The organism is Sphingopyxis sp. (genome assembly GCF_040216815.1).
In the GTDB taxonomy this organism is placed as follows: domain Bacteria; phylum Pseudomonadota; class Alphaproteobacteria; order Sphingomonadales; family Sphingomonadaceae; genus Sphingopyxis.
The window spans coordinates 370,005-388,353 of record NZ_JAVJOJ010000011.1 but is presented as its reverse complement, the minus strand read 5'-3'; the positions used below and the strand labels follow the sequence as shown (position 1 = coordinate 388,353).

Genomic DNA, 18,349 nt, shown 5'->3' with positions numbered 1-18,349 from the left:
ATCATGCCCTCGCCCGGTTCGCCTTCGCGTTCGAGCGACAGATAATAGAGGCCGAGGACCATGTCCTGCGACGGCACGATGATCGGCTTGCCGTTCGCGGGGCTGAGGATGTTGTTGGTCGACATCATCAGCACGCGCGCTTCCAGCTGTGCTTCGAGGCTGAGCGGGACGTGGACGGCCATCTGGTCACCGTCGAAGTCGGCGTTGAACGCCGCGCAGACCAGCGGGTGAAGCTGGATCGCCTTGCCCTCGATCAGCACGGGCTCGAACGCCTGGATGCCGAGGCGGTGAAGCGTCGGCGCGCGGTTCAGCAGCACCGGGTGCTCGCGAATGACTTCGTCGAGGATGTCCCAGACTTCCTTGCGTTCCTTTTCGACCCACTTCTTTGCCTGCTTCAGCGTCATCGACAGACCCTTGGCGTCGAGGCGCGCGTAGATGAACGGCTTGAACAGTTCGAGCGCCATCTTCTTGGGCAGGCCGCACTGGTGCAATTTCAGCTCCGGCCCGGTCACGATGACCGAACGGCCCGAATAGTCGACGCGCTTGCCGAGCAGGTTCTGACGGAAGCGGCCCTGCTTGCCCTTGAGCATGTCCGAAAGCGACTTCAGCGGACGCTTGTTGGCGCCGGTGATCGTGCGGCCGCGACGGCCGTTGTCGAACAGCGCATCGACCGCTTCCTGCAACATGCGCTTTTCGTTGCGGACGATGATATCCGGCGCGCGCAATTCCATCAGGCGCTTCAGGCGGTTGTTGCGGTTGATCACGCGGCGATAGAGGTCGTTCAAATCCGACGTCGCAAAGCGGCCGCCGTCGAGCGGTACCAGCGGGCGCAGTTCGGGCGGGATGACCGGTACGACTTCGAGGATCATCCACTCGGGACGATTGCCCGATTCGATGAACGATTCCACAACCTTCAGGCGCTTGATGATCTTCTTGGGCTTCAGCTCCGACTTGGTCGTCGCCAGCTCTTCCATCAGGTCGACGCGCTCCTGCTCGAGGTCGAGATTTTCGAGCAGCACGCGGATCGCCTCAGCGCCGATACCGGCCGAGAAAGCGTCTTCGCCATATTCGTCCTGCGCGTCGAGCAGTTCGTCTTCGGTCAGAAGCTGGAACTTCTCAAGCGGGGTCAGGCCGGGCTCAAGAACGATATAGGCTTCAAAATAGAGGACGCGCTCGAGCTGCTTCAGCTGCATGTCGAGCAGCAAGCCGATGCGCGACGGCAGCGACTTCAGGAACCAGATGTGCGCGACCGGAGCGGCGAGCTCGATATGGCCCATCCGCTCGCGGCGAACCTTCGTGACCGTGACTTCGACACCGCACTTCTCGCAGACGATGCCCTTGTATTTCATGCGCTTATACTTACCGCACAGGCATTCATAATCCTTGATCGGGCCAAAGATGCGCGCGCAGAACAGGCCGTCACGCTCGGGCTTGAACGTGCGGTAGTTGATCGTTTCGGGCTTCTTGATCTCGCCGAACGACCAGGAGCGGATGCGCTCGGGGCTCGCGATGCCGATCTTGATCATGTCGAAGGTTTCGGGCTTCGCGACCGGGTTCATGAAGTTGGTAAGCTGGTTCATTTATCTGCTCCATCTTCCCCTCTCGCGCGAGCGAGAGGGGTGAGGAAAAATCTTATTCGGCGGCTTCGGGAAGGGCTTCCGGACCCTCGTTGTCGTCTTCGTCCGAATAGGACGAAAGCTCGACGTTGAGGCCCAGCGAGCGCATTTCCTTGACGAGCACGTTGAAGCTTTCGGGAATGCCGGCCTCGAACGTGTCGTCGCCCTTGACGATCGCTTCGTAAACCTTGGTGCGGCCGATCACGTCGTCGGACTTCACCGTCAGCATCTCCTGCAGCGTGTACGCCGCGCCATAGGCCTGGAGCGCCCAGACCTCCATTTCACCGAAGCGCTGGCCACCGAACTGCGCCTTACCGCCCAGCGGTTGCTGGGTGACGAGGCTGTAGGGGCCGATCGAACGCGCGTGGATCTTGTCATCGACGAGGTGGTGGAGCTTCAGCATGTAGATGTAGCCCACCGTCACCTTGCGGTCGAACTTGTCACCGGTGCGGCCGTCGTAAAGGTCCGACTGGCCCGATTCATCGAGACCGGCCAAGGTCAGCATGTTCGACACATCGGCTTCTTTCGCACCGTCGAACACCGGCGTCGCGAACGGCACACCGACCTTCAGGTTCGACGCCAGTTCGACGATGCTGTCGGCATCGCGCGACCGGATGTCGTCCAGATATTCGGCGCCATAGACATGCTCAAGCTGTTCCTTGACCGCTTCCGGCATCTGCCCGCCGGTCGCATCGGGATTGGCGTCGCGCCATTCCTCCAGCGCCTGCGTCACCTGCCGCCCCAGGCCGCGCGAAGCCCAGCCGAGGTGCGTTTCCAGGATCTGCCCGACGTTCATGCGCGACGGCACACCCAGCGGGTTGAGCACGATATCCACCGGCGTCCCGTCTTCGAGGAACGGCATGTCCTCGTTGGGCAGGATGCGGCTGATAACGCCCTTGTTCCCGTGACGGCCCGCCATCTTGTCGCCCGGCTGCAGCTTGCGCTTCACCGCAACGAAGACCTTGACCATCTTGAGCACACCCGGCGCGAGTTCGTCGCCGCGCTGCAGCTTCTCGACGCGATCTTCATACTTGGCGTTGATGCGCTTGATCGCCTCGTCATACTGCGCCTTGATCGCTTCCAGCGCGGTCTGCGCCTTGTCGTCCACAACCGCCAGCTTCCACCAGTCGGCGCGGTCGAGTTCGACGAGCGCCTCTTCGGTCAACTCCTCGCCCTTCTTCATACCCTTCGGCACCGCGCTGGTGGTCTGGCCGATCAGCAGTTCCTTGAGGCTGGAGAAGGTCGCACGGTTGAGGATCGCGCGCTCGTCGTCGGCGTCCTGCTTCAGACGCTCGATTTCCTCGCGTTCGATCGCGATCGCGCGCTCGTCCTTGTCGATACCATGGCGGTTGAAGACGCGGACTTCGACGACCGTGCCCGACACGCCCGGCGGCAGGCGGAGCGACGTATCGCGCACGTCGCTGGCCTTTTCGCCAAAGATGGCGCGCAGCAGCTTTTCTTCCGGCGTCATCGGGCTTTCGCCCTTCGGCGTGATCTTGCCCGCCAGGATGTCGCCGGGGCCGACCTCTGCACCGATATAGACGATGCCCGCTTCGTCGAGGTTGCGCAGCGCTTCCTCGCCGACGTTCGGGATGTCGCGGGTGATGTCTTCGGGGCCAAGGCGCGTATCGCGCGCCGTGACTTCAAATTCCTCGATGTGAACAGAGGTGAAGACGTCGTCCTTCACGATACGTTCGGAAATGAGGATCGAGTCCTCATAATTATAGCCGTTCCACGGCATGAACGCGACGAGCACATTCTTGCCGAGCGCCAGTTCGCCAAGCTCGGTCGACGGACCGTCAGCGATGATGTCGCCCGAACGCACGACGTCGCCGACCTTCACCAGCGGCCGCTGGTTGATGCAGGTCGACTGGTTCGAACGCTGGAACTTCTGGAGACGATAGATGTCGACGCCCGACTTGCCGGGCTCGACCATATCGGTCGCGCGGATGACGATACGCGTCGCATCGACCTGGTCGATGACGCCTCCGCGACGCGCCGCGATCGCGGCGCCCGAATCGCGTGCAACGGTGCCTTCCATACCGGTGCCGACGACCGGAGCCTCGGCGCGGAGCAGCGGCACCGCCTGACGCTGCATGTTCGATCCCATGAGCGCGCGGTTGGCGTCGTCGTTCTCGAGGAAGGGGATCAGCGACGCTGCGACCGAAACCAGCTGCTTCGGCGAGACGTCCATCAACGTGATCTGCTCGCGCGGTGCCATCAGGAATTCGCCCGCTTCGCGCGCCGAGATCAGCTCTTCGATGAAGCTTCCATCGGGGTTGAGATCGGCGTTCGCCTGCGCAACCGTATGCTTCTGCTCCTCCATCGCCGACAGATAGACGACTTCGTTCGTTACCTTGCCGTCGACCACGCGGCGATACGGCGTTTCGATGAAGCCGTACTTGTTGACTCGCGCGAAGGTCGCAAGGCTGTTGATCAGGCCGATGTTCGGACCTTCAGGCGTTTCAATGGGGCAGATACGACCATAGTGGGTCGGGTGAACGTCGCGGACTTCAAAGCCCGCGCGCTCGCGGGTCAGACCACCCGGCCCAAGCGCCGACACGCGGCGCTTGTGGGTGACTTCGGACAGCGGGTTCGTCTGGTCCATGAACTGCGAAAGCTGCGACGAGCCGAAGAATTCGCGCACCGCGGCCACCGCGGGCTTGGCGTTGATCAGGTCGTTCGGCATGACGGTCGAGACGTCGACCGAGCTCATGCGCTCCTTCACCGCACGCTCCATGCGGAGCAGGCCCACGCGATACTGGTTTTCGAGCAGCTCGCCGACCGAACGGACGCGGCGGTTGCCGAGGTTGTCGATGTCGTCGATTTCGCCCTTTCCGTCCTTCAGGTTCACCAGCTCCTTGACCACGGCAAGGATGTCCTCGCTGCGGAGCGTCGTGACGGTATCCTCGGCATCGAGGCCGAGGCGCATGTTGAGCTTGACGCGGCCGACCGCCGACAGGTCGTAACGCTCGGGGTCGAAGAACAGGCCGCCGAACAGCGCCTCGGCGGTTTCGCGCGTCGGCGGTTCGCCGGGGCGCATGACGCGGTAGATGTCCGACAGCGCCTGGTCGCGATCCTCGGCCTTGTCGGCCTTCAGCGTGTTGCGGATCCAGGGACCGGTGTTGTTGTGATCGATGTCGAGCAGGACGAGCTTGTCGATTCCCGCCGCGTCGAGCTTTTCCAGATTCTCGGCCGACACTTCGTCGCCGGCCTCGATGTAAATCTCGCCGGTCGCTTCGTTGATCAGATCATAGGCCGAATAACGGCCAAAGATTTCCTCGGTCGGGATCAGCAGCGTGTCGAGACCGTCTTTCGCAGCCTTGTTGGCAAGGCGCGGACTGATCTTGTGGCCCGCGGCAAAGACCACTTCGCCGGTCTTGGCATCCACGACGTCGAACGCGGGCTTGGCGCCACGCCAGTTTTCGACGACGAACGGGACTTTCCAACCGTTTTCAGCGCGCTCGAAGACGAGCCGGTCATAAAAATGATTGAGGATTTCCTCGCCCGACATGCCGAGGGCATAGAGGAGCGACGTCACGGGAAGCTTGCGCTTGCGGTCGATACGGACGTTGACGATGTCCTTGGCGTCGAACTCGAAGTCGAGCCACGAACCGCGATAAGGAATCACGCGCGCGGCGAACAGGAACTTGCCCGACGAGTGGGTCTTGCCGCGGTCATGGTCGAAGAGCACACCCGGCGAACGGTGCATCTGTGACACGATGACACGCTCGGTGCCGTTGACAAAGAAGGTGCCGTTCTCGGTCATGAGCGGCATGTCGCCCATGTAAACGTCCTGCTCCTTGATATCGAGGACGCTGCGCGTGTCGGTTTCGCTGTCGACCTCGAACACGATCAGGCGCAACGTCACCTTCATCGGCGCCGCATAGGTGATGCCGCGCTGACGGCATTCCTCGACGTCATATTTCGGGTCTTCGAGTTCGTAATGGACGAAGTCGAGCTCGGCGGTGCCGGCGAAGTCGCGGATCGGAAAAACGCTGCGCAGCGTCTTTTCGAGGCCCGAAACATAACCGATCGACGGGTCGGACCGCAGGAACTGTTCATAGGATTCGCGCTGCACCTCGATGAGGTTGGGCATCTCCACCGCTTCGTGGATATTGCCGAACAGCTTGCGGATTCGCTTGGTCGCGGTTGCTTCGAGGGCCTGGCCCACCGACTTCGCCTTGGTCGCCATAAATGATTGTCTCGCCTTGATAAAATAACTCGCGGACGCGATAGAGACGCAAAAAGGCCGCAAGCAACCGTCGCCGGTTTACCGCAGCTTCTTAACGCATCTCGAAATCCCGCCGCCCTATCCGTACAGCCTGCCGCGCAAAGTCAGGCTCTATCTCGGACGGTGGGTGTGATCGCCATATAGGATTGCGGGTGGGACAAGTCAACGCCACCGCCCCCCTTGCACTCACTTCGCAAATACGCCACACCTTTACGTGAACGTAAAGGTAAAGCTCCAGCGAGAGGATTCTTCCCCATGACCGACCTGCCCGCTTTCGACACCATCAAACTCGCCATCGCCGACAATGTGGCAACGATCACGCTCAACCGCCCCGACCGCCTCAATTCGATGCCGCCCGCGATGGCTGATGACATCCGTGCGGCGCTCGATCACCTTCCCGGTTTCGGCGCGCGGGCACTGCTTATCACCGGCGAGGGGCGCGGCTTCTGTTCAGGCGCCGACCTGGCGGGCGACCGGTCGGGCGGCGCAGTGGGCGGCGGCGCGCGCAGCCGGAACGCGCTGCGCGCCCACTACAACCCGATGCTGATCGCGCTCGCCAATCTCGATATCCCGGTGATCGTGGCGGTCAACGGCCCCGCCGCGGGCGTCGGTTGCAGCTTCGCTCTTTCCGGGGACTTCACTATCGCGGGCAAAAGCGCCTACTTCCTGCAAGCTTTTGTCAATATCGGCCTCGTCCCCGATGGCGGCTCTTCGTGGCTGCTGCCGCGCCTCGTTGGCGTGCCGCGCGCATTGCAGATGATGATGCTGGGCGAAAAGATCGGCGCCGAGCAGGCGGCCGACTGGGGGATGATCTACAAATGCGTCGAGGATAGCGAGCTGATGGCCGAAGCAAAGGCGCTCGCGGTTCGCCTGGCAAGCGGTCCGACGATCGCGCTAGGCACGATGCGCAAGGTTTTGCGCGACGGCCTGTCGCAGGATTTCGCGGCCACGCTCGATGCCGAAGCCAAGGGTCAGTTCATCGCCGGCAGCACGGCGGACGCGATGGAAGGCATCATGGCGTTCCAGCAGAAGCGCAAGACCGAGTTCAAGGGGAAGTAAGCCCACCCTGCTGCCGCCATCCCGGCGAGAGCCGGGATGGCGGTCGAGGATAGAGACCTACGCCGCCGCTTCTTCGGCCATCACCTTCTTGTAGATGCTCGTGCGCGGATAGGAACAGATCCGCATCACCATCGGCTCGAAAAACTCCAGGCTCTCGCTGTCATAGTCGGGATCGAACGCCGGGGCGTCATATTTTTCGCAGAATTCGGCGCACGCATCATAATAGGGATGATCCCTGAACTGATCGCGCATGTCGCGGTCGAGCCCGAGATAGTGGAAGAAATAATGGCCCTGAAAAATGCCATGGTGCTGAACGATCCACAGATTTTCTTCTGACAGGAAGGGCTTGAGGATCGCCGCCGCGACATCGGGATGGTTGAACGCGCCCAGCGTGTCGCCAATGTCGTGGAGCAGCGCCATCACGACATATTCCTCGTCTCGGCCGTCACGGTATGCGCGCGTCGCGGTCTGCAGGCAATGCTCAAGTCGATCGACCGGAAAACCGCCATAGTCGCCGCCGAGCAATTTCAGATGCTCGATGATCCGCTTGCCGTTCTGCGGTGCAAACGCCTTCTGCTCGCGCGCGATAATATCCCAATCTTCCTGGGTTCCGTCGATCATCGAACGGAAACGCGCATGGTCATGCGTCACGTCGGTCATGGCAGCCTCTCCTCTGGTTGAGGCCAGCCTATCCTATTCGTTGTTATTTGCAACGTTATAGGTTCTGACCTCGGCTTGGGTCAGGCAGCGGCGGGTCGACTTGTCCTCGGCGTTCGCCAACGCCTTCTGCCGGTACATCACCTCGGTCAGCAATTTGCGCGACACACCCATTCGAATGAGGAAATCATTGTCCTCGCTCGCCAGCAGCGCTGCATCCTGTTCGATGTCGCCGATCAGTTCCTTGGTCGCGTCGGTGCCCATCGCGACGCTCATGTCGATGGCGCTGCGATCGCCCGTCCGCGTGAACATGTGAACGATGAACAACCCACCTGGGTCGATCACGCGCGGCTGGCCGCCCATGAAAACAAAGTTGCACGCGCTGAAACACGCCCAGCCAGCGGGGATGCGTGTCGTCAGTCCGAAATTGGAACGGATGATGCGGCCAGCAGCATTGCCCGCGCGCGCATCGCCGCCGGGCGAGCGCAGCCAAATCTCGGCAATATCGGGATTCGCAGCGAGCACCACCTTCAACCGCTCGGGCAGCCCACTATCGATCCGCCCCTCGGCGAGCAGCACCTTGCCACCCTTCTTCGCCACCGGCGTCAGCTTCATCTCTGCATTCGCCGACCAGTCGGGGTTCAGTGGGCAGGTCGGGTTCGCGGGATCGACCGCCGGCCGGGCATTGCCGGCGAAGCAAACGATCATCCCCGCCGCCGCCGCGACCCGGAAGAATTTACGCCGCAAGAACATAGCGCGCCTGCCCCGGCCCCTTGCACATACGTTTCGACACGCGCGTTTCCTCGCCTTCGACGATGATGATGTCTGTGACGTTCATACACTGGGTTCCGTCGGCCAATTGATTTTTCGAGGCCACAGTCGACGATCCGCTAACATTCTCGCGGGTCGCGCTCGTCCAATTCGCCGTCCCACCGACTTCCTCGCCCCGCGTGGCTTCCTCGGTCGCCGCCGCCGCCTGTACCTGTTCGGCGGGATCGAGACGGCAGGCGATCGCGTCGGTCAAAGTGTCGCTAACCTCTGAAATAGGCACATAGGAATAAACGCCCGCCCTGCTTGCCGCGTCGCCGACGGCATCGCGGATCACGCCCCCCAAAATGCCGCGCCCGACCCCGCTTCCTTTCTTGCCCTTCGGACATCCACCATTGTCGTCCTCGCTCGGCGAAGGCGCCGGGGTCGTCACCTTACGCAGCAGGCTGCCAAACTGTGCCTGCGCAGGAGTGATCGCCAGCAGGCAGGCAGCCAGAACGGTCGGGGTCGCCACCAGTTTTCGCATCATCTTATCCATCTATTCCGCGCCCCGATCGGGCAAAGCATGCGACCCCTTGTATCGGCGAAACATGCCACCGGCTGTGATTTTCATCAACCGTGCAACTTATCTCATCCAGACAGGTTGAATTAAGGTGGATTATGCCTCAGTAACGCTGCCATGCTCTCGCAGAAGACCCGCTATACGATCCGCGCGTTCCAGCATCTTGCCGATCATTGGGGCAAGGGGCAGGTCCAGCTTGCGGACATTGCCGAAGCGCAGAATATCCCGCCCAAATTCCTGACCGTCATCCTGTCGGAAATGGCGCGCGAAGGCCTTCTGATCTCGCAGCGGGGGCGCGATGGCGGCTACCAGCTTGCTCTCCCGCCCGTCGACATCAGCTACGGCGACCTCGTCCGGCTGACGCGCGGCTCGCTTGCGCTTGTGCCTTGCGCTGCGCGTAACGCGCACGAACATTGCAAGAACTGCCTGCCCGAAGCCGAATGCCGTCTGCGCAGCCTGATGCTCCGCGTCCGCGACGACACCGCGGCAATCCTCGACCGCATCACGCTGGCCGACCCGATCGCGCTGGAACCGGTTTTCGAGCGGGAAGACGCCGCGGCGTAGACTCGCTTTCCGGCTCGCCAAAACACTCAATATTTGCCGGAGAGCAGCGCGCCGGCGCCGGGTATATGCGTCGACAGGCCGAGCCGCGTGAGCATCTGGTGCGCCGTACAAATCGCGGCCGAAACCACCGGAATGCCGACAGCATCTTCGACCTTCTGGACTGCCGACAGCGAGGGCATCTGGACGCATGCCGAAAGAACGAGCGCATCGACACCGTTCAAATCGAGCCGCTTGTAGTGGTCGAGCAGCTTTGTCGGGTCCTGCGCTGCGACTTCCAGATTGTCGGAAACTTCCAGAGCGAGCCAGTCGGCAACCTCGACACCTTCGCTGGCGATGTAGCCGGCGACCATTTCGGTCAGGGGCTTCATATAGGGTGCGATGAGCGCGATACGCGTGGCGCGCAGCACCTTCAGCCCTTCGACGAGCGCGCCAGCACTGGTGACGACCGGCGCGGCGCGGCCATTCTCGACCGTTCGCTGGTGCAGCCGCGCCTCGGATACGCGGTGATACCCCTCGCCCATGCTCATAATTGCAACGAGGCAAGCATAGCCCAGGACATCGACCGCGGCATCGGACAGTTCGAGCGCGCAGCGGTCGGAATCGGTATCCATCGCTGCCAGCTCTTCCTTCGTGACCTTCTTCATCCGCATCCGCGACGAGTGGAAGGTGAAGCGCTCGGCGGCGATAGCTTCCCGCGCCCGCAGCAGAGCGGGAATCTCGGTTTCCATCGTGACGTTCGAACTGGGCACGATCTGCCCGATACGGATTGGCCGGGTCATACGCGCCTCAGACCGCGACGACCGGGTTGCGCAGCGTGCCGATGCCCTCGACGGTGCATTCGACGACGTCGCCCGGCCACAGGAACTCCTGCGGATCGCGTCCGGCACCGACCCCCGCGGGGGTTCCGGTTGCGATGATGTCACCGGGTTCCAGCGTCATCACGCTCGAAATATCGGCGATCAACTGACCTACATTGAACAGCATGAAGCGCGTATTGCCATTCTGCTTCTCGACCCCGTTCACATGGGTTCGGATATTGAGGTTGTGCGGATCGCCGATTTCTTCCGGGGTCACGATGCACGGCCCCATCGGCGCGAAGCTGTCCTGACCCTTTGACACGATCCACTGCCCGGCGCGGCGGCAATCGCGCGCCGACACATCGTTGATGACGGTATAGCCGAAGACATGGTTCAACGCCTCAGCCTCGGCGACACGGTGCGCCGTGCTGCCGATCACCACCGCCAGCTCGGCTTCCCAGTCGAGTTGCTGCGTCACCTTCGCGTTATGGCGGATCGGATCATTCCACCCGACCACGGCCGTGGGCGGTTTGGAGAAGATCACCGGCTGCTGTGGTAATTCCTTCGACGTATCGAGACTGCGCGCCGATTCGGCGACATGCTCGGTGTAATTGAGCCCGATGCCGAATATATTCTTGCGCGGACGCGGTATCGGCGCCGTCAGGGTGACATTTCCCTGGGGCAGCGACGTGCCGACAAGGTCCGCGGCCGGGGCCGCCGCGACGGCTTCGTGCAGGAAGCGCACGGCAATCGGGCCCAGATCGATGAAATCGAGCATCGTCGACGGCATATCCCTGCCGATCGCATCGCCGAAATATTCGACGTCGATCACAAGCCCGTCATGGAGCAAGCCGAGCCGCGGTTCGGTCAGGGCCGTGCGATAGGTCACAAAGCGCATAAACTTTCCTGTCTGATCAGGCGGGCTGGCGGCCGCCATTTTCGGAATAGGGCTCCTCGATCCGGACGCCGAGCGCCTCCATCACGGGGAAATCGTTGAAAGAGAAGAGAAAGGCCTCCTCGGAAGCGTCGAGATTGACATGCTCGTGCCACGTCCACGCGGGCACGCAGAAAATATCGTGCGCCTGCCAGTCGAACCGCTCGCCGCCGATGATCGAATAACCGCGCCCGCCCGCGACATTATAGATGACATTGCCCGTGTGGCGGTGCGCGAGCCCACGAAAACCGGGCTTCAGCATCTGCATATGCGCGCCCATCGTCTGCAGCGCCCAGCCGCCCGTCAGCGGGTTCGCATAGCGCATCAAATGCCCGTCAAAGGGCGTGCCGTCCGACACTTTGTCGAGATTCCAGAGCGCGTCGCGCGTCGCGTCCCAGCGATAGACCATCACGGGCGAATAGGGCTTCTCCCATGCCGCCGTCCCTTCGGGCCGCAGCGCCGCGCCGCCATAGCTCAGCGGCAGGTCGTCGGCGGGAAAGGCCGGAGTTTGCGCGGGCTGATCGTAAACGGCATAGAAATTCGTCTCGAGGCTGTTCATCAGCGGAATGTCGAGCCCATCCTGCCAGATCGACACTTCGCCGTCGGCGGTCACGCCATGATCGTGCCAGGCGCCGTTCGGGGTCAGGACATAGTCATTGATACCCAGCGTGATAGGATGCCCGTCGACGACGGTATAGGCGCCCTTCCCTTCCATGATAAAGCGGTGCGCCGAGGCCGTGTGCTTGTGCGCGGGAGTGATCTCGCCGGGGCGCATCGCCTGCATCCCGCTGAACAGCCAGCCGCACACCGCGACATTCTCGCGCCCGGCATCGCTGTCGTTGAGCAGGGTGACGACGCGGCGCCCGGCCTCCTCGGGCTTCACCAGGTCGAGCGCCCGCAGGCACAGCGCGCGCATCTCGTCATAACGCCACAATGTCGGACGATAGCGCGTTTCGGGCTCCCACGGCTCGATCGCATTGGCGCGTTTCCAGAAAGCACCGGCGTTGTGGCCGGCGAGTTCCTGATAAAAGACTTCGAGTTCGGGCGTATCGCTCACGCGCGACCGGCCGAGCACATCGTCGCGCGGGTCGATGGTCGTGTTGCCTGTCATGGCGGCGTCTCCTGATCGGGGTCGACGGGCTGCGGCGCATCGACGAACTGGGCCGACGCGCGGGGAGTCCGGTCGACCGTCAGGTTGAAGATGTCGAAGCGATTATAGCCGCCGATAATGTCGTGCATCAGCTTGGGCCGGATACATTCGCCAAGGTCGATGTCGGCATAAATGATGCCCTCGTCATCGATCAGCGGCTCGCCGACCAAATTTCCATGCGGGTCGATGACGCCCGACCAGGCGCTGTTCGGACGCGACAGGAGATCGCGGTTCTGCGGGCGCCCGTCCGACATCGCCGCGACAATCTCCGCGCTCAGTGCCGAGCAGGCGACAATCGTAAAGACCTTGCCTTCGAAGCTGTGGGCGGTTGCCCGGATCTTGATCGCTTCCGCCATATTGTATGACGCGGGCGCGACCGGTAGCGCGATATAGTTGGCGACATGGACAAGCTCGCCCTGCGACAGCAAGGCGAAGCGCGCGAGCGTATTGGTATTCTCACCGCAGGCGAGCGTGCCGAGCGGCCCCACCGGCGTATCGTAGACGCGGATCGAACTACCGTCGCCGCCCGCCCAGCTGAGCTTCTCGGCCCAGGTCGGGACAAGCTTTCGGTGGCGTCCAAGCAGGCTGCCGTCGGCGCCGATAATCAGATTGGTGTTATAAAGCGTGCCGACGCTCACCGGGTCGCGCTCGTTGATCCCGATGACGACCGTGCAGCCGTGGTCGCGGGCGGCATCGCAGAGTGCGGCAACTTCGGGCCCTTCCGCGCGCACTGAAGCCCGATAGAGCTGCTCGTGCCACTCGGCGCCTTCAATCGGCGTCATCAACCAGTTCCAATAGGGATAGGCGGCGACGAACACTTCAGGAAAGGCGACCAGTTGCGCGCCGTTTCCGGCGGCCTCGGCGATCAATGCACGCGCCTTGTCGACCGTGGCGCCGACGTCGAGAAAGACCGGCGCGGCCTGCACCGCGGCGACGCGCGACCTCGGCAGGAAGGGACCCGTCACCTCGCTCATGTCACCGCCGCCCGCTGGTGATATTGCGGCTTGTCCCACGCGCGTGTCACGCAGACTCTTTCGATGCGCCGCACCGTTTCGATAATGTCCGCGTACCGCAGATACAGGGGCGTGAGGCCGAAGCGCAAAATGTCGGGGGCGCGGAAATCGGCGATGACATCATATTCCTTCAGCGCCTGAACGATCTGGTAGCCCTGGAGGTGCGCATAGGCGACCTGACTGCCGCGCTCCGCATGATCCCGCACGCTCGCGAGCGCGAAGCCATAAGCGTCGCACAGCGGGGTCATACGTTCGATGAACAGGTCGCCGAGTGCGAGCGATTTGCGGCGGATTTCGGACATATCGGCTTCGAGAATCAGGTCGATGCCGACCTCCAGCGCCGACAAGCCGAGCACCGGCGGCGTTCCGCACTGAAAGCGCTCGATCCCGGCGGCGGGATCATAATCTTCCTCGAAGGCGAAGGGCCGCGCGTGCCCGAACCAGCCCGACAGCACCGGCGCCGCGCGATGATGTCGCGATGCGGCGAACAGATAGGCAGGTGCCCCCGGTCCTCCGTTCAGATATTTATAACCGCAGCCGACCGCAAAATCGGCGTTCGCGCCGTTGAGATCGACCGGGATCGCGCCCGCACTATGGCTCAAATCCCACACGATCAACGCTCCCGCCTCATGCGCGGCGCGGGTGATTTCGGCCATGTCGCGGACGCGGCCCGACTTGTAATGCACCTGCGTCAACAGCAGCACCGCGACATCGTCGGTCAGCGCCGCGACAATGTCGTCGGGGGCGACGGTGACGGCCTTCACGCGACCGCCCGAAAAGGCTTCGACCCCCTGCATCATATAAATGTCGGTCGGGAAGTTGGTCGTCTCCGACAGGATCACCGATCGGTCACGCCGCAAGGAAAGCGCAGCGGTTATCGCCTTGAAGATATTTACCGATGTCGAATCCGTCGCGACGATCTCGCCAGCTTTGGCGCCGATCAGCCGGCCGATCTTGTCGCCGATGCGCCGCGGCGCGGTCGACCATTGGGCACCGAGCCACGAGGTGATCAGCCCCTCGCCCCACTCGCCGCCGATCACCTCGGCAAGGCGCCCCACGGTCGCCTTGGGCAGCGCGCCCAGCGAATTGCCATCGAGGTAGATCAGGCCTTCGCGCAGATGAAAGCGGTCACGAAAAGGCGCCAGCGGATCGGCAGCGTCGAGCGCCGCGACGTCGGGAGCGATTGTCGTTTCGGTCATCCCACCTCCCTCAGTATCGCGCGAACCGGGCTGGCGTCCGCCCCGACGATGCGCAGCGGCAGCGCGACAAGTTCGTAGCGGCCGGGCCGCACCTCATCGAGCACCAGCCCTTCCAATATCCGCATGTCGGCGGCCTTCACCGCCCGATGCGCGTCGAGCGTTTTCGATTGTTCGGGGTCGAGCGAAGCGGCGTCGGTGCCGATCAGGCGAACGCCCATTGCGCCCAGCCGCGCGATCACGTCGCTCGATACGGCCGTGAAATCACTGTCCCACCGTTGGTGCGGGAAATGCTCATAGGTCCGCAGCAACACGCGCTCGGCGCCTTCGAGGGCACTCCAGTCGATGTCGTCAACCTCCACCCGCCCGGACGCATGGCGTACGTCGAGCAGCATGCAGGGACCGATATAGGGATCGAGATCGCAGTCGGCCGACGAGGCCCCGTCATCGGTATAATGAAGCGGCGCATCGCCATGTGTTCCCGCATGCAGCGGCGTGAACATGCCCCCGACATTGACGGGGCAGCCGTCGCCGATCACCGCATGGCTGTGGAGCGCGAAGGCCGGCTCGCCCGGCCACACGGGCACGTCGGCGTGGAGCGGCTGCGAAATATCCCAGATCCGGCTCATGTGCGCGCTCCTTCGGCATAGTCCCCACCTTGGCGAGGCGCGACCATCGCGGTCCGCATCGACCAGAGTTCGGGGAAAAAGCTGAGGTTCAACGCCTTGACGAGATAATTCACCCCCGACGACCCGCCCGTCCCCGGCTTGTGCCCGATCACGCGCGCCACGGTCTTCATGTGCTTGAAGCGCCATTCCTGGAAATAATATTCGAGCGCGGTGATCTTCTCGGCAAGCGTGTAGAGATCCCAATGCTGATCGGGGTTGGTGTAGATGGCGAGCCACGCCTGTTCGACCGCCTCCGACGGCTCATAAGGCTGCGTCCAGTCGCGCTCCAGATAAGCCGCAGGAATGGAAAAGCCCCGCCGCGCGAGCAGGCGCAGCAATTCGTCATAGAGCGACGGCGCCTCGAACGCCGCCCGCAGCCGCGCGGTCGCTTCCGCATCGCCTTTATGAACGATCATCATGTCGCCGCGCTTGTTGCCGAGCAGATATTCAAGCTCGCGATATTGCTGCGACTGGAACCCCGACGCGCGGCGCAAAAAGCCCCGGAAGGTCAGGAAATCATGCGGGGTCAGCGTCGCGAGCACCTCCCAGCTGTGGATCATGTGCCGCTGGATTGTCGCGATCCGGTCGAGCCCCTTCGCCGCTATTTCGAGCCGGTCGCGCTTGATCGCGTCATAGACGATACGCGCTTCGTGCAGCACGAGCTTGAGCCACAATTCCATCGTCTGATGCATGATGATGAACAGCATCTCGTCGGGCTTGTCCGACACGGGAACCTGCGACGAAAGCAGCTGTGCCGTCTGGATATGCCGCGCATAGGTCAGGCCGTCGTCCCACTGGATCGTCTCGCCGTCGATCTCGGTCTCGAAAACCTCGGTCGCGCCATCACGCGTACGCCTGATCATATGCTTGCCTCTCCGCCTGCCAATCGCGGCGGCGCGGTCGGCAGGCCCCCATCATAGACGACATCGCCGCACCACGCATCACCCGGCGCGAGCGCCGGTTCGTCCGCAATCTTGCTATAGAGGCTTGCGAAATCGGCTTCCTCGGTCGCGGCCAGCAATTGTTCGAATCCCGCGACGACGAAATAGGTCTGCTGGAATGCGTCGAAATGATAGCGCGTCCGCATCACGCGCTCGATGTCGAGCCAGAGCCGACGCGGTTCGGATGCGGTCAGGGCAAAGGCGGTTTCGGCGAGGCTCGACAACAGCCCGCCGCCAAAGGCCCGTAGCTGCCCCTCTTCCACCACAAGCCCGAACTCGACCGTGTATAACCACAGCCGCCCCAGATAGTCCGACGCGCCCAGCTTTTCGGCGCGCAGCCCCGCCTCGCCATATGCGACCAGAAAATCCGCGAAGGCCGGGTCGGTGAGCATGGGGACGTGGCCAAATATGTCGTGGAACATATCGGGCTCTTCGCTGTAGGCGATCTGTTCGGGCGGGCGCAGGAAATTGGCAGCGGGAAACCGGCGGCTCGCCAGATGCTCGAAGAAGGGCCGGTTGGGAATCCAGCCGGGAACGGCAACGATTTCCCATCCCGACACCGGCCCGAGGCGCGCGTTGAGTTCGGCGAAGTCGGGAACACCTGGCCCCAGCCCGCGAAGAATATCGAGTCCGCCCAGAAAGGAACGGCACGCATAACCATCGAGCGACGCCACCTGCCGGTCGAACAGCATCCGCCACGTCGCATGTTGCTCTGGCGTAAACGCCGCCCAGTTTTGCGGCATGGTCCAGTCTGATGCCACGCCTTCCGGCGGCGTATCGAAAATATGGCTCGCGGCCATGCGCTTTCTCCCACGCGGGCAGCATAGGGCTGAAAGCGGCGAACATTGTTCGCGATTTGCATTCAATCGTCGTTCTTAGAAGAACGATTATAGACAAAAGGCACCACATGATAGGAGGATGTTTCGTTGTTTGGAAAGAATTTGCACTTTCGCTGTGCGTTGGCGAATCATTGCCGAACAGCTATCAACCTGAAAATCCCCCTCTCCTCGCCCCCTTTCGCCGGACCGTCAGGAGCAGAATTTATGGACAGGATAGACTGGAAAATCGTGGATGCGCTCGAACGCGACGGGCGCCAGTCGTTCGCGCAGCTCGGCGAAACGGTCGGCCTTTCCAAGTCGCCATGCTGGACGCGCGTGAGGAGTCTGGAGGAGCAAGGGATCATCGGCGGATATGCCGCCCGCCTCGATCCCTTTGCATTGGGCCTCGAAGTACATTGTTTTGTGGAGGTTCGCATCGGCCTCGACGCCCATGCCGATTTTGAGGAGGCGGTGATGGCCCATCCGGCCATTGTCGAATGCCATACCACCGCGGGCGACAGCGACTATATGCTCAAGATTTTCGCACGATCGGTGGATCACCTCGACGAACTGCTGCGGCACGACCTGTCCAAACTGCCGGGGGTGCGTCGACTGGCCACCACGATCTGCCTCAAGACCATCAAGCGGGACGGCAGCCTTTCGGCCTGGGCCAACGCCATCGAGCGACGCTAGCGCCGGGCCTCGCGGGCGACGCGCGGAGCGGGCGGCGCGAACAACCCGTCGCGCGGGCGGCGTGCAAAACTATAGGAAGGAAAATGGTGGAGCCTAGCGGGATCGAACCGCTGACCTCCTGCATGCCATGCAGGCGCTCTCCCAGCTGAGCTAAGGCCCCGTGCCATTTCAGCGCATCACCTTGGTGGTGCGACCGGGACGCCGCCTTTAGCAGCGCCGCCGGGTGATGCAAGGGGCCAAATCGCCATTCGACGAATTTTTGCCCCTCGCCCAATCAGGATCAGCTTTCGTCGTCCTCGTCGTCGCCGGTGGCAACGCCCAGATCGTCGTCGCCGCCGAGATCGACGTCATTGTCCGGCGAATCGCTGTCCTCGTCAACATCGACATCCAGATCTAGATCGCTATCGGCCGAATCGTCCTTGGCCGCCTTGCCTGGCTTTTCCGCTTCCTCGAACGGCATCGGCTGCTTCGATTTCAGCACCGATTCCGGGATCCAGGCGTAGCCGCAGTTGATGCAGGTCACCGGATCGTCGTTCGTCAGGTCATAGAATCGCGTGGCGCATTTCGGGCAGCTGCGTTTGGCGCCCCATTCAGCCTTAATCATATAATCCTCGTAATCCTTTGGAAACAGGATAGAAATACCGGAAAAACGACGGCGCCTGAATAGCTATCCGTCAAA

At 62.5% G+C, this 18,349-nt stretch carries 17 protein-coding genes and 1 tRNA gene; 3 read left to right on the top strand and 15 right to left on the bottom strand.

Features of this window, described 5'->3' with window-relative positions; genetic code table 11:
* Positions 1–1,580: DNA-directed RNA polymerase subunit beta' (locus RIA72_RS16780; RefSeq protein ID WP_502957977.1), on the bottom strand; the 1,580-nt coding region annotated here is incomplete at its 3' end.
* A 52-nt stretch (positions 1,581–1,632) separates the two neighbouring features.
* Complete coding sequence (gene rpoB / locus RIA72_RS16775; protein WP_350033202.1) at positions 1,633–5,811, bottom strand: DNA-directed RNA polymerase subunit beta; 4,179 nt, start codon at positions 5,809–5,811, stop codon at positions 1,633–1,635.
* 294 nt (positions 5,812–6,105) lie between these two features.
* Between rpoB and RIA72_RS16770 the strand changes: the two genes are divergently transcribed.
* Positions 6,106–6,909, top strand: coding sequence for an enoyl-CoA hydratase-related protein (locus RIA72_RS16770; RefSeq protein ID WP_350033201.1), 804 nt, complete (start codon positions 6,106–6,108; stop codon positions 6,907–6,909).
* A gap of 57 nt (positions 6,910–6,966) precedes the next feature.
* On the opposite strand, the gene RIA72_RS16765 is transcribed toward RIA72_RS16770, so the two are convergent.
* Genes RIA72_RS16765 through RIA72_RS16755 form a run of 3 tightly spaced genes read right to left on the bottom strand, consistent with a single transcriptional unit; the run spans position 6,967 to position 8,860 of the window.
* Entirely contained in the window at positions 6,967–7,569 is a 603-nt protein-coding gene (locus RIA72_RS16765) for an HD domain-containing protein (RefSeq protein WP_350033200.1), read from the bottom strand.
* Between the two features lie 33 nt (positions 7,570–7,602).
* Positions 7,603–8,319 carry a COG3904 family protein gene (locus tag RIA72_RS16760; protein WP_350033199.1) on the bottom strand — a complete coding sequence of 239 codons (717 nt, stop codon included), beginning with the start codon at positions 8,317–8,319 and terminating at the stop codon, positions 7,603–7,605.
* Positions 8,303–8,860 (bottom strand): hypothetical protein, encoded by a 558-nt coding sequence (locus RIA72_RS16755; RefSeq protein WP_350033198.1) that lies wholly within the window; start codon positions 8,858–8,860, stop codon positions 8,303–8,305. The genes RIA72_RS16760 and RIA72_RS16755 overlap by 17 nt, the downstream gene beginning before the upstream one ends.
* A 153-nt stretch (positions 8,861–9,013) precedes the next feature.
* On the opposite strand from RIA72_RS16755, the gene RIA72_RS16750 reads away from it, so the two are divergent.
* The gene (locus tag RIA72_RS16750) at positions 9,014–9,460 is read left to right on the top strand and encodes an RrF2 family transcriptional regulator (protein ID WP_350033197.1); all 447 of its coding nucleotides are present in this window, start codon (positions 9,014–9,016) and stop codon (positions 9,458–9,460) included.
* 26 nt (positions 9,461–9,486) lie between these two features.
* On the opposite strand, the gene RIA72_RS16745 is transcribed toward RIA72_RS16750, so the two are convergent.
* Genes RIA72_RS16745 through phhA form a run of 8 tightly spaced genes read right to left on the bottom strand, consistent with a single transcriptional unit; the run spans position 9,487 to position 16,959 of the window.
* Entirely contained in the window at positions 9,487–10,239 is a 753-nt protein-coding gene (locus tag RIA72_RS16745; RefSeq protein ID WP_350033196.1) for a maleate cis-trans isomerase family protein, read from the bottom strand.
* 7 nt (positions 10,240–10,246) lie between these two features.
* Positions 10,247–11,155, bottom strand: coding sequence for a fumarylacetoacetate hydrolase family protein (locus RIA72_RS16740; protein ID WP_350033195.1), 909 nt, complete (start codon positions 11,153–11,155; stop codon positions 10,247–10,249).
* A 16-nt stretch (positions 11,156–11,171) separates the two neighbouring features.
* Positions 11,172–12,302: a cupin domain-containing protein gene (locus tag RIA72_RS16735; RefSeq protein WP_350033194.1), complete on the bottom strand. Its 1,131-nt coding sequence runs from the start codon at positions 12,300–12,302 to the stop codon at positions 11,172–11,174.
* A complete protein-coding gene (locus tag RIA72_RS16730; RefSeq protein ID WP_350033193.1) occupies positions 12,299–13,315 on the bottom strand; it encodes a carbon-nitrogen hydrolase family protein in 1,017 nt (338 codons plus the stop codon). The genes RIA72_RS16735 and RIA72_RS16730 overlap by 4 nt, the downstream gene beginning before the upstream one ends.
* Positions 13,312–14,553, bottom strand: coding sequence for a kynureninase (kynU, locus tag RIA72_RS16725; RefSeq protein WP_350033192.1), 1,242 nt, complete (start codon positions 14,551–14,553; stop codon positions 13,312–13,314). The genes RIA72_RS16730 and kynU overlap by 4 nt, the downstream gene beginning before the upstream one ends.
* Positions 14,550–15,179: an arylformamidase gene (kynB, locus tag RIA72_RS16720; protein ID WP_350033191.1), complete on the bottom strand. Its 630-nt coding sequence runs from the start codon at positions 15,177–15,179 to the stop codon at positions 14,550–14,552. Before kynB ends, kynU begins: the two co-directional genes overlap by 4 nt.
* A complete protein-coding gene (locus tag RIA72_RS16715; RefSeq protein WP_350033190.1) occupies positions 15,176–16,081 on the bottom strand; it encodes a tryptophan 2,3-dioxygenase in 906 nt (301 codons plus the stop codon). The genes kynB and RIA72_RS16715 overlap by 4 nt, the downstream gene beginning before the upstream one ends.
* Positions 16,078–16,959 carry a phenylalanine 4-monooxygenase gene (phhA, locus tag RIA72_RS16710; protein WP_350033189.1) on the bottom strand — a complete coding sequence of 294 codons (882 nt, stop codon included), beginning with the start codon at positions 16,957–16,959 and terminating at the stop codon, positions 16,078–16,080. Before phhA ends, RIA72_RS16715 begins: the two co-directional genes overlap by 4 nt.
* A gap of 243 nt (positions 16,960–17,202) precedes the next feature.
* On the opposite strand from phhA, the gene RIA72_RS16705 reads away from it, so the two are divergent.
* Positions 17,203–17,670 carry an Lrp/AsnC family transcriptional regulator gene (locus tag RIA72_RS16705; protein WP_350033188.1) on the top strand — a complete coding sequence of 156 codons (468 nt, stop codon included), beginning with the start codon at positions 17,203–17,205 and terminating at the stop codon, positions 17,668–17,670.
* 84 nt (positions 17,671–17,754) lie between these two features.
* Here the strand turns inward: RIA72_RS16705 and RIA72_RS16700 are convergent.
* Positions 17,755–17,830 (bottom strand) — tRNA-Ala (locus RIA72_RS16700).
* A 120-nt stretch (positions 17,831–17,950) separates the two neighbouring features.
* Entirely contained in the window at positions 17,951–18,274 is a 324-nt protein-coding gene (locus RIA72_RS16695) for an FYDLN acid domain-containing protein (RefSeq protein ID WP_350033187.1), read from the bottom strand.
* Between the last annotated feature and the right edge of the window lie 75 nt (positions 18,275–18,349).

Excerpts from the sequence above, each read along its gene's own strand:
- rpoB (WP_350033202.1), bottom strand. The coding sequence starts at position 5,811 with ATGGCGACCAAGGCGAAGTCGGTGGGCCAGGCCCTCGAAGCAACCGCG.
- RIA72_RS16770 (WP_350033201.1), top strand. The coding sequence starts at position 6,106 with ATGACCGACCTGCCCGCTTTCGACACCATCAAACTCGCCATCGCCGAC.
- RIA72_RS16765 (WP_350033200.1), bottom strand. The coding sequence starts at position 7,569 with ATGACCGACGTGACGCATGACCATGCGCGTTTCCGTTCGATGATCGAC.
- RIA72_RS16760 (WP_350033199.1), bottom strand. The coding sequence starts at position 8,319 with ATGTTCTTGCGGCGTAAATTCTTCCGGGTCGCGGCGGCGGCGGGGATG.
- RIA72_RS16755 (WP_350033198.1), bottom strand. The coding sequence starts at position 8,860 with ATGCGAAAACTGGTGGCGACCCCGACCGTTCTGGCTGCCTGCCTGCTG.
- RIA72_RS16750 (WP_350033197.1), top strand. The coding sequence starts at position 9,014 with ATGCTCTCGCAGAAGACCCGCTATACGATCCGCGCGTTCCAGCATCTT.
- RIA72_RS16745 (WP_350033196.1), bottom strand. The coding sequence starts at position 10,239 with ATGACCCGGCCAATCCGTATCGGGCAGATCGTGCCCAGTTCGAACGTC.
- RIA72_RS16740 (WP_350033195.1), bottom strand. The coding sequence starts at position 11,155 with ATGCGCTTTGTGACCTATCGCACGGCCCTGACCGAACCGCGGCTCGGC.
- RIA72_RS16735 (WP_350033194.1), bottom strand. The coding sequence starts at position 12,302 with ATGACAGGCAACACGACCATCGACCCGCGCGACGATGTGCTCGGCCGG.
- RIA72_RS16730 (WP_350033193.1), bottom strand. The coding sequence starts at position 13,315 with ATGAGCGAGGTGACGGGTCCCTTCCTGCCGAGGTCGCGCGTCGCCGCG.
- kynU (WP_350033192.1), bottom strand. The coding sequence starts at position 14,553 with ATGACCGAAACGACAATCGCTCCCGACGTCGCGGCGCTCGACGCTGCC.
- kynB (WP_350033191.1), bottom strand. The coding sequence starts at position 15,179 with ATGAGCCGGATCTGGGATATTTCGCAGCCGCTCCACGCCGACGTGCCC.
- RIA72_RS16715 (WP_350033190.1), bottom strand. The coding sequence starts at position 16,081 with ATGATCAGGCGTACGCGTGATGGCGCGACCGAGGTTTTCGAGACCGAG.
- phhA (WP_350033189.1), bottom strand. The coding sequence starts at position 16,959 with ATGGCCGCGAGCCATATTTTCGATACGCCGCCGGAAGGCGTGGCATCA.
- RIA72_RS16705 (WP_350033188.1), top strand. The coding sequence starts at position 17,203 with ATGGACAGGATAGACTGGAAAATCGTGGATGCGCTCGAACGCGACGGG.
- RIA72_RS16695 (WP_350033187.1), bottom strand. The coding sequence starts at position 18,274 with ATGATTAAGGCTGAATGGGGCGCCAAACGCAGCTGCCCGAAATGCGCC.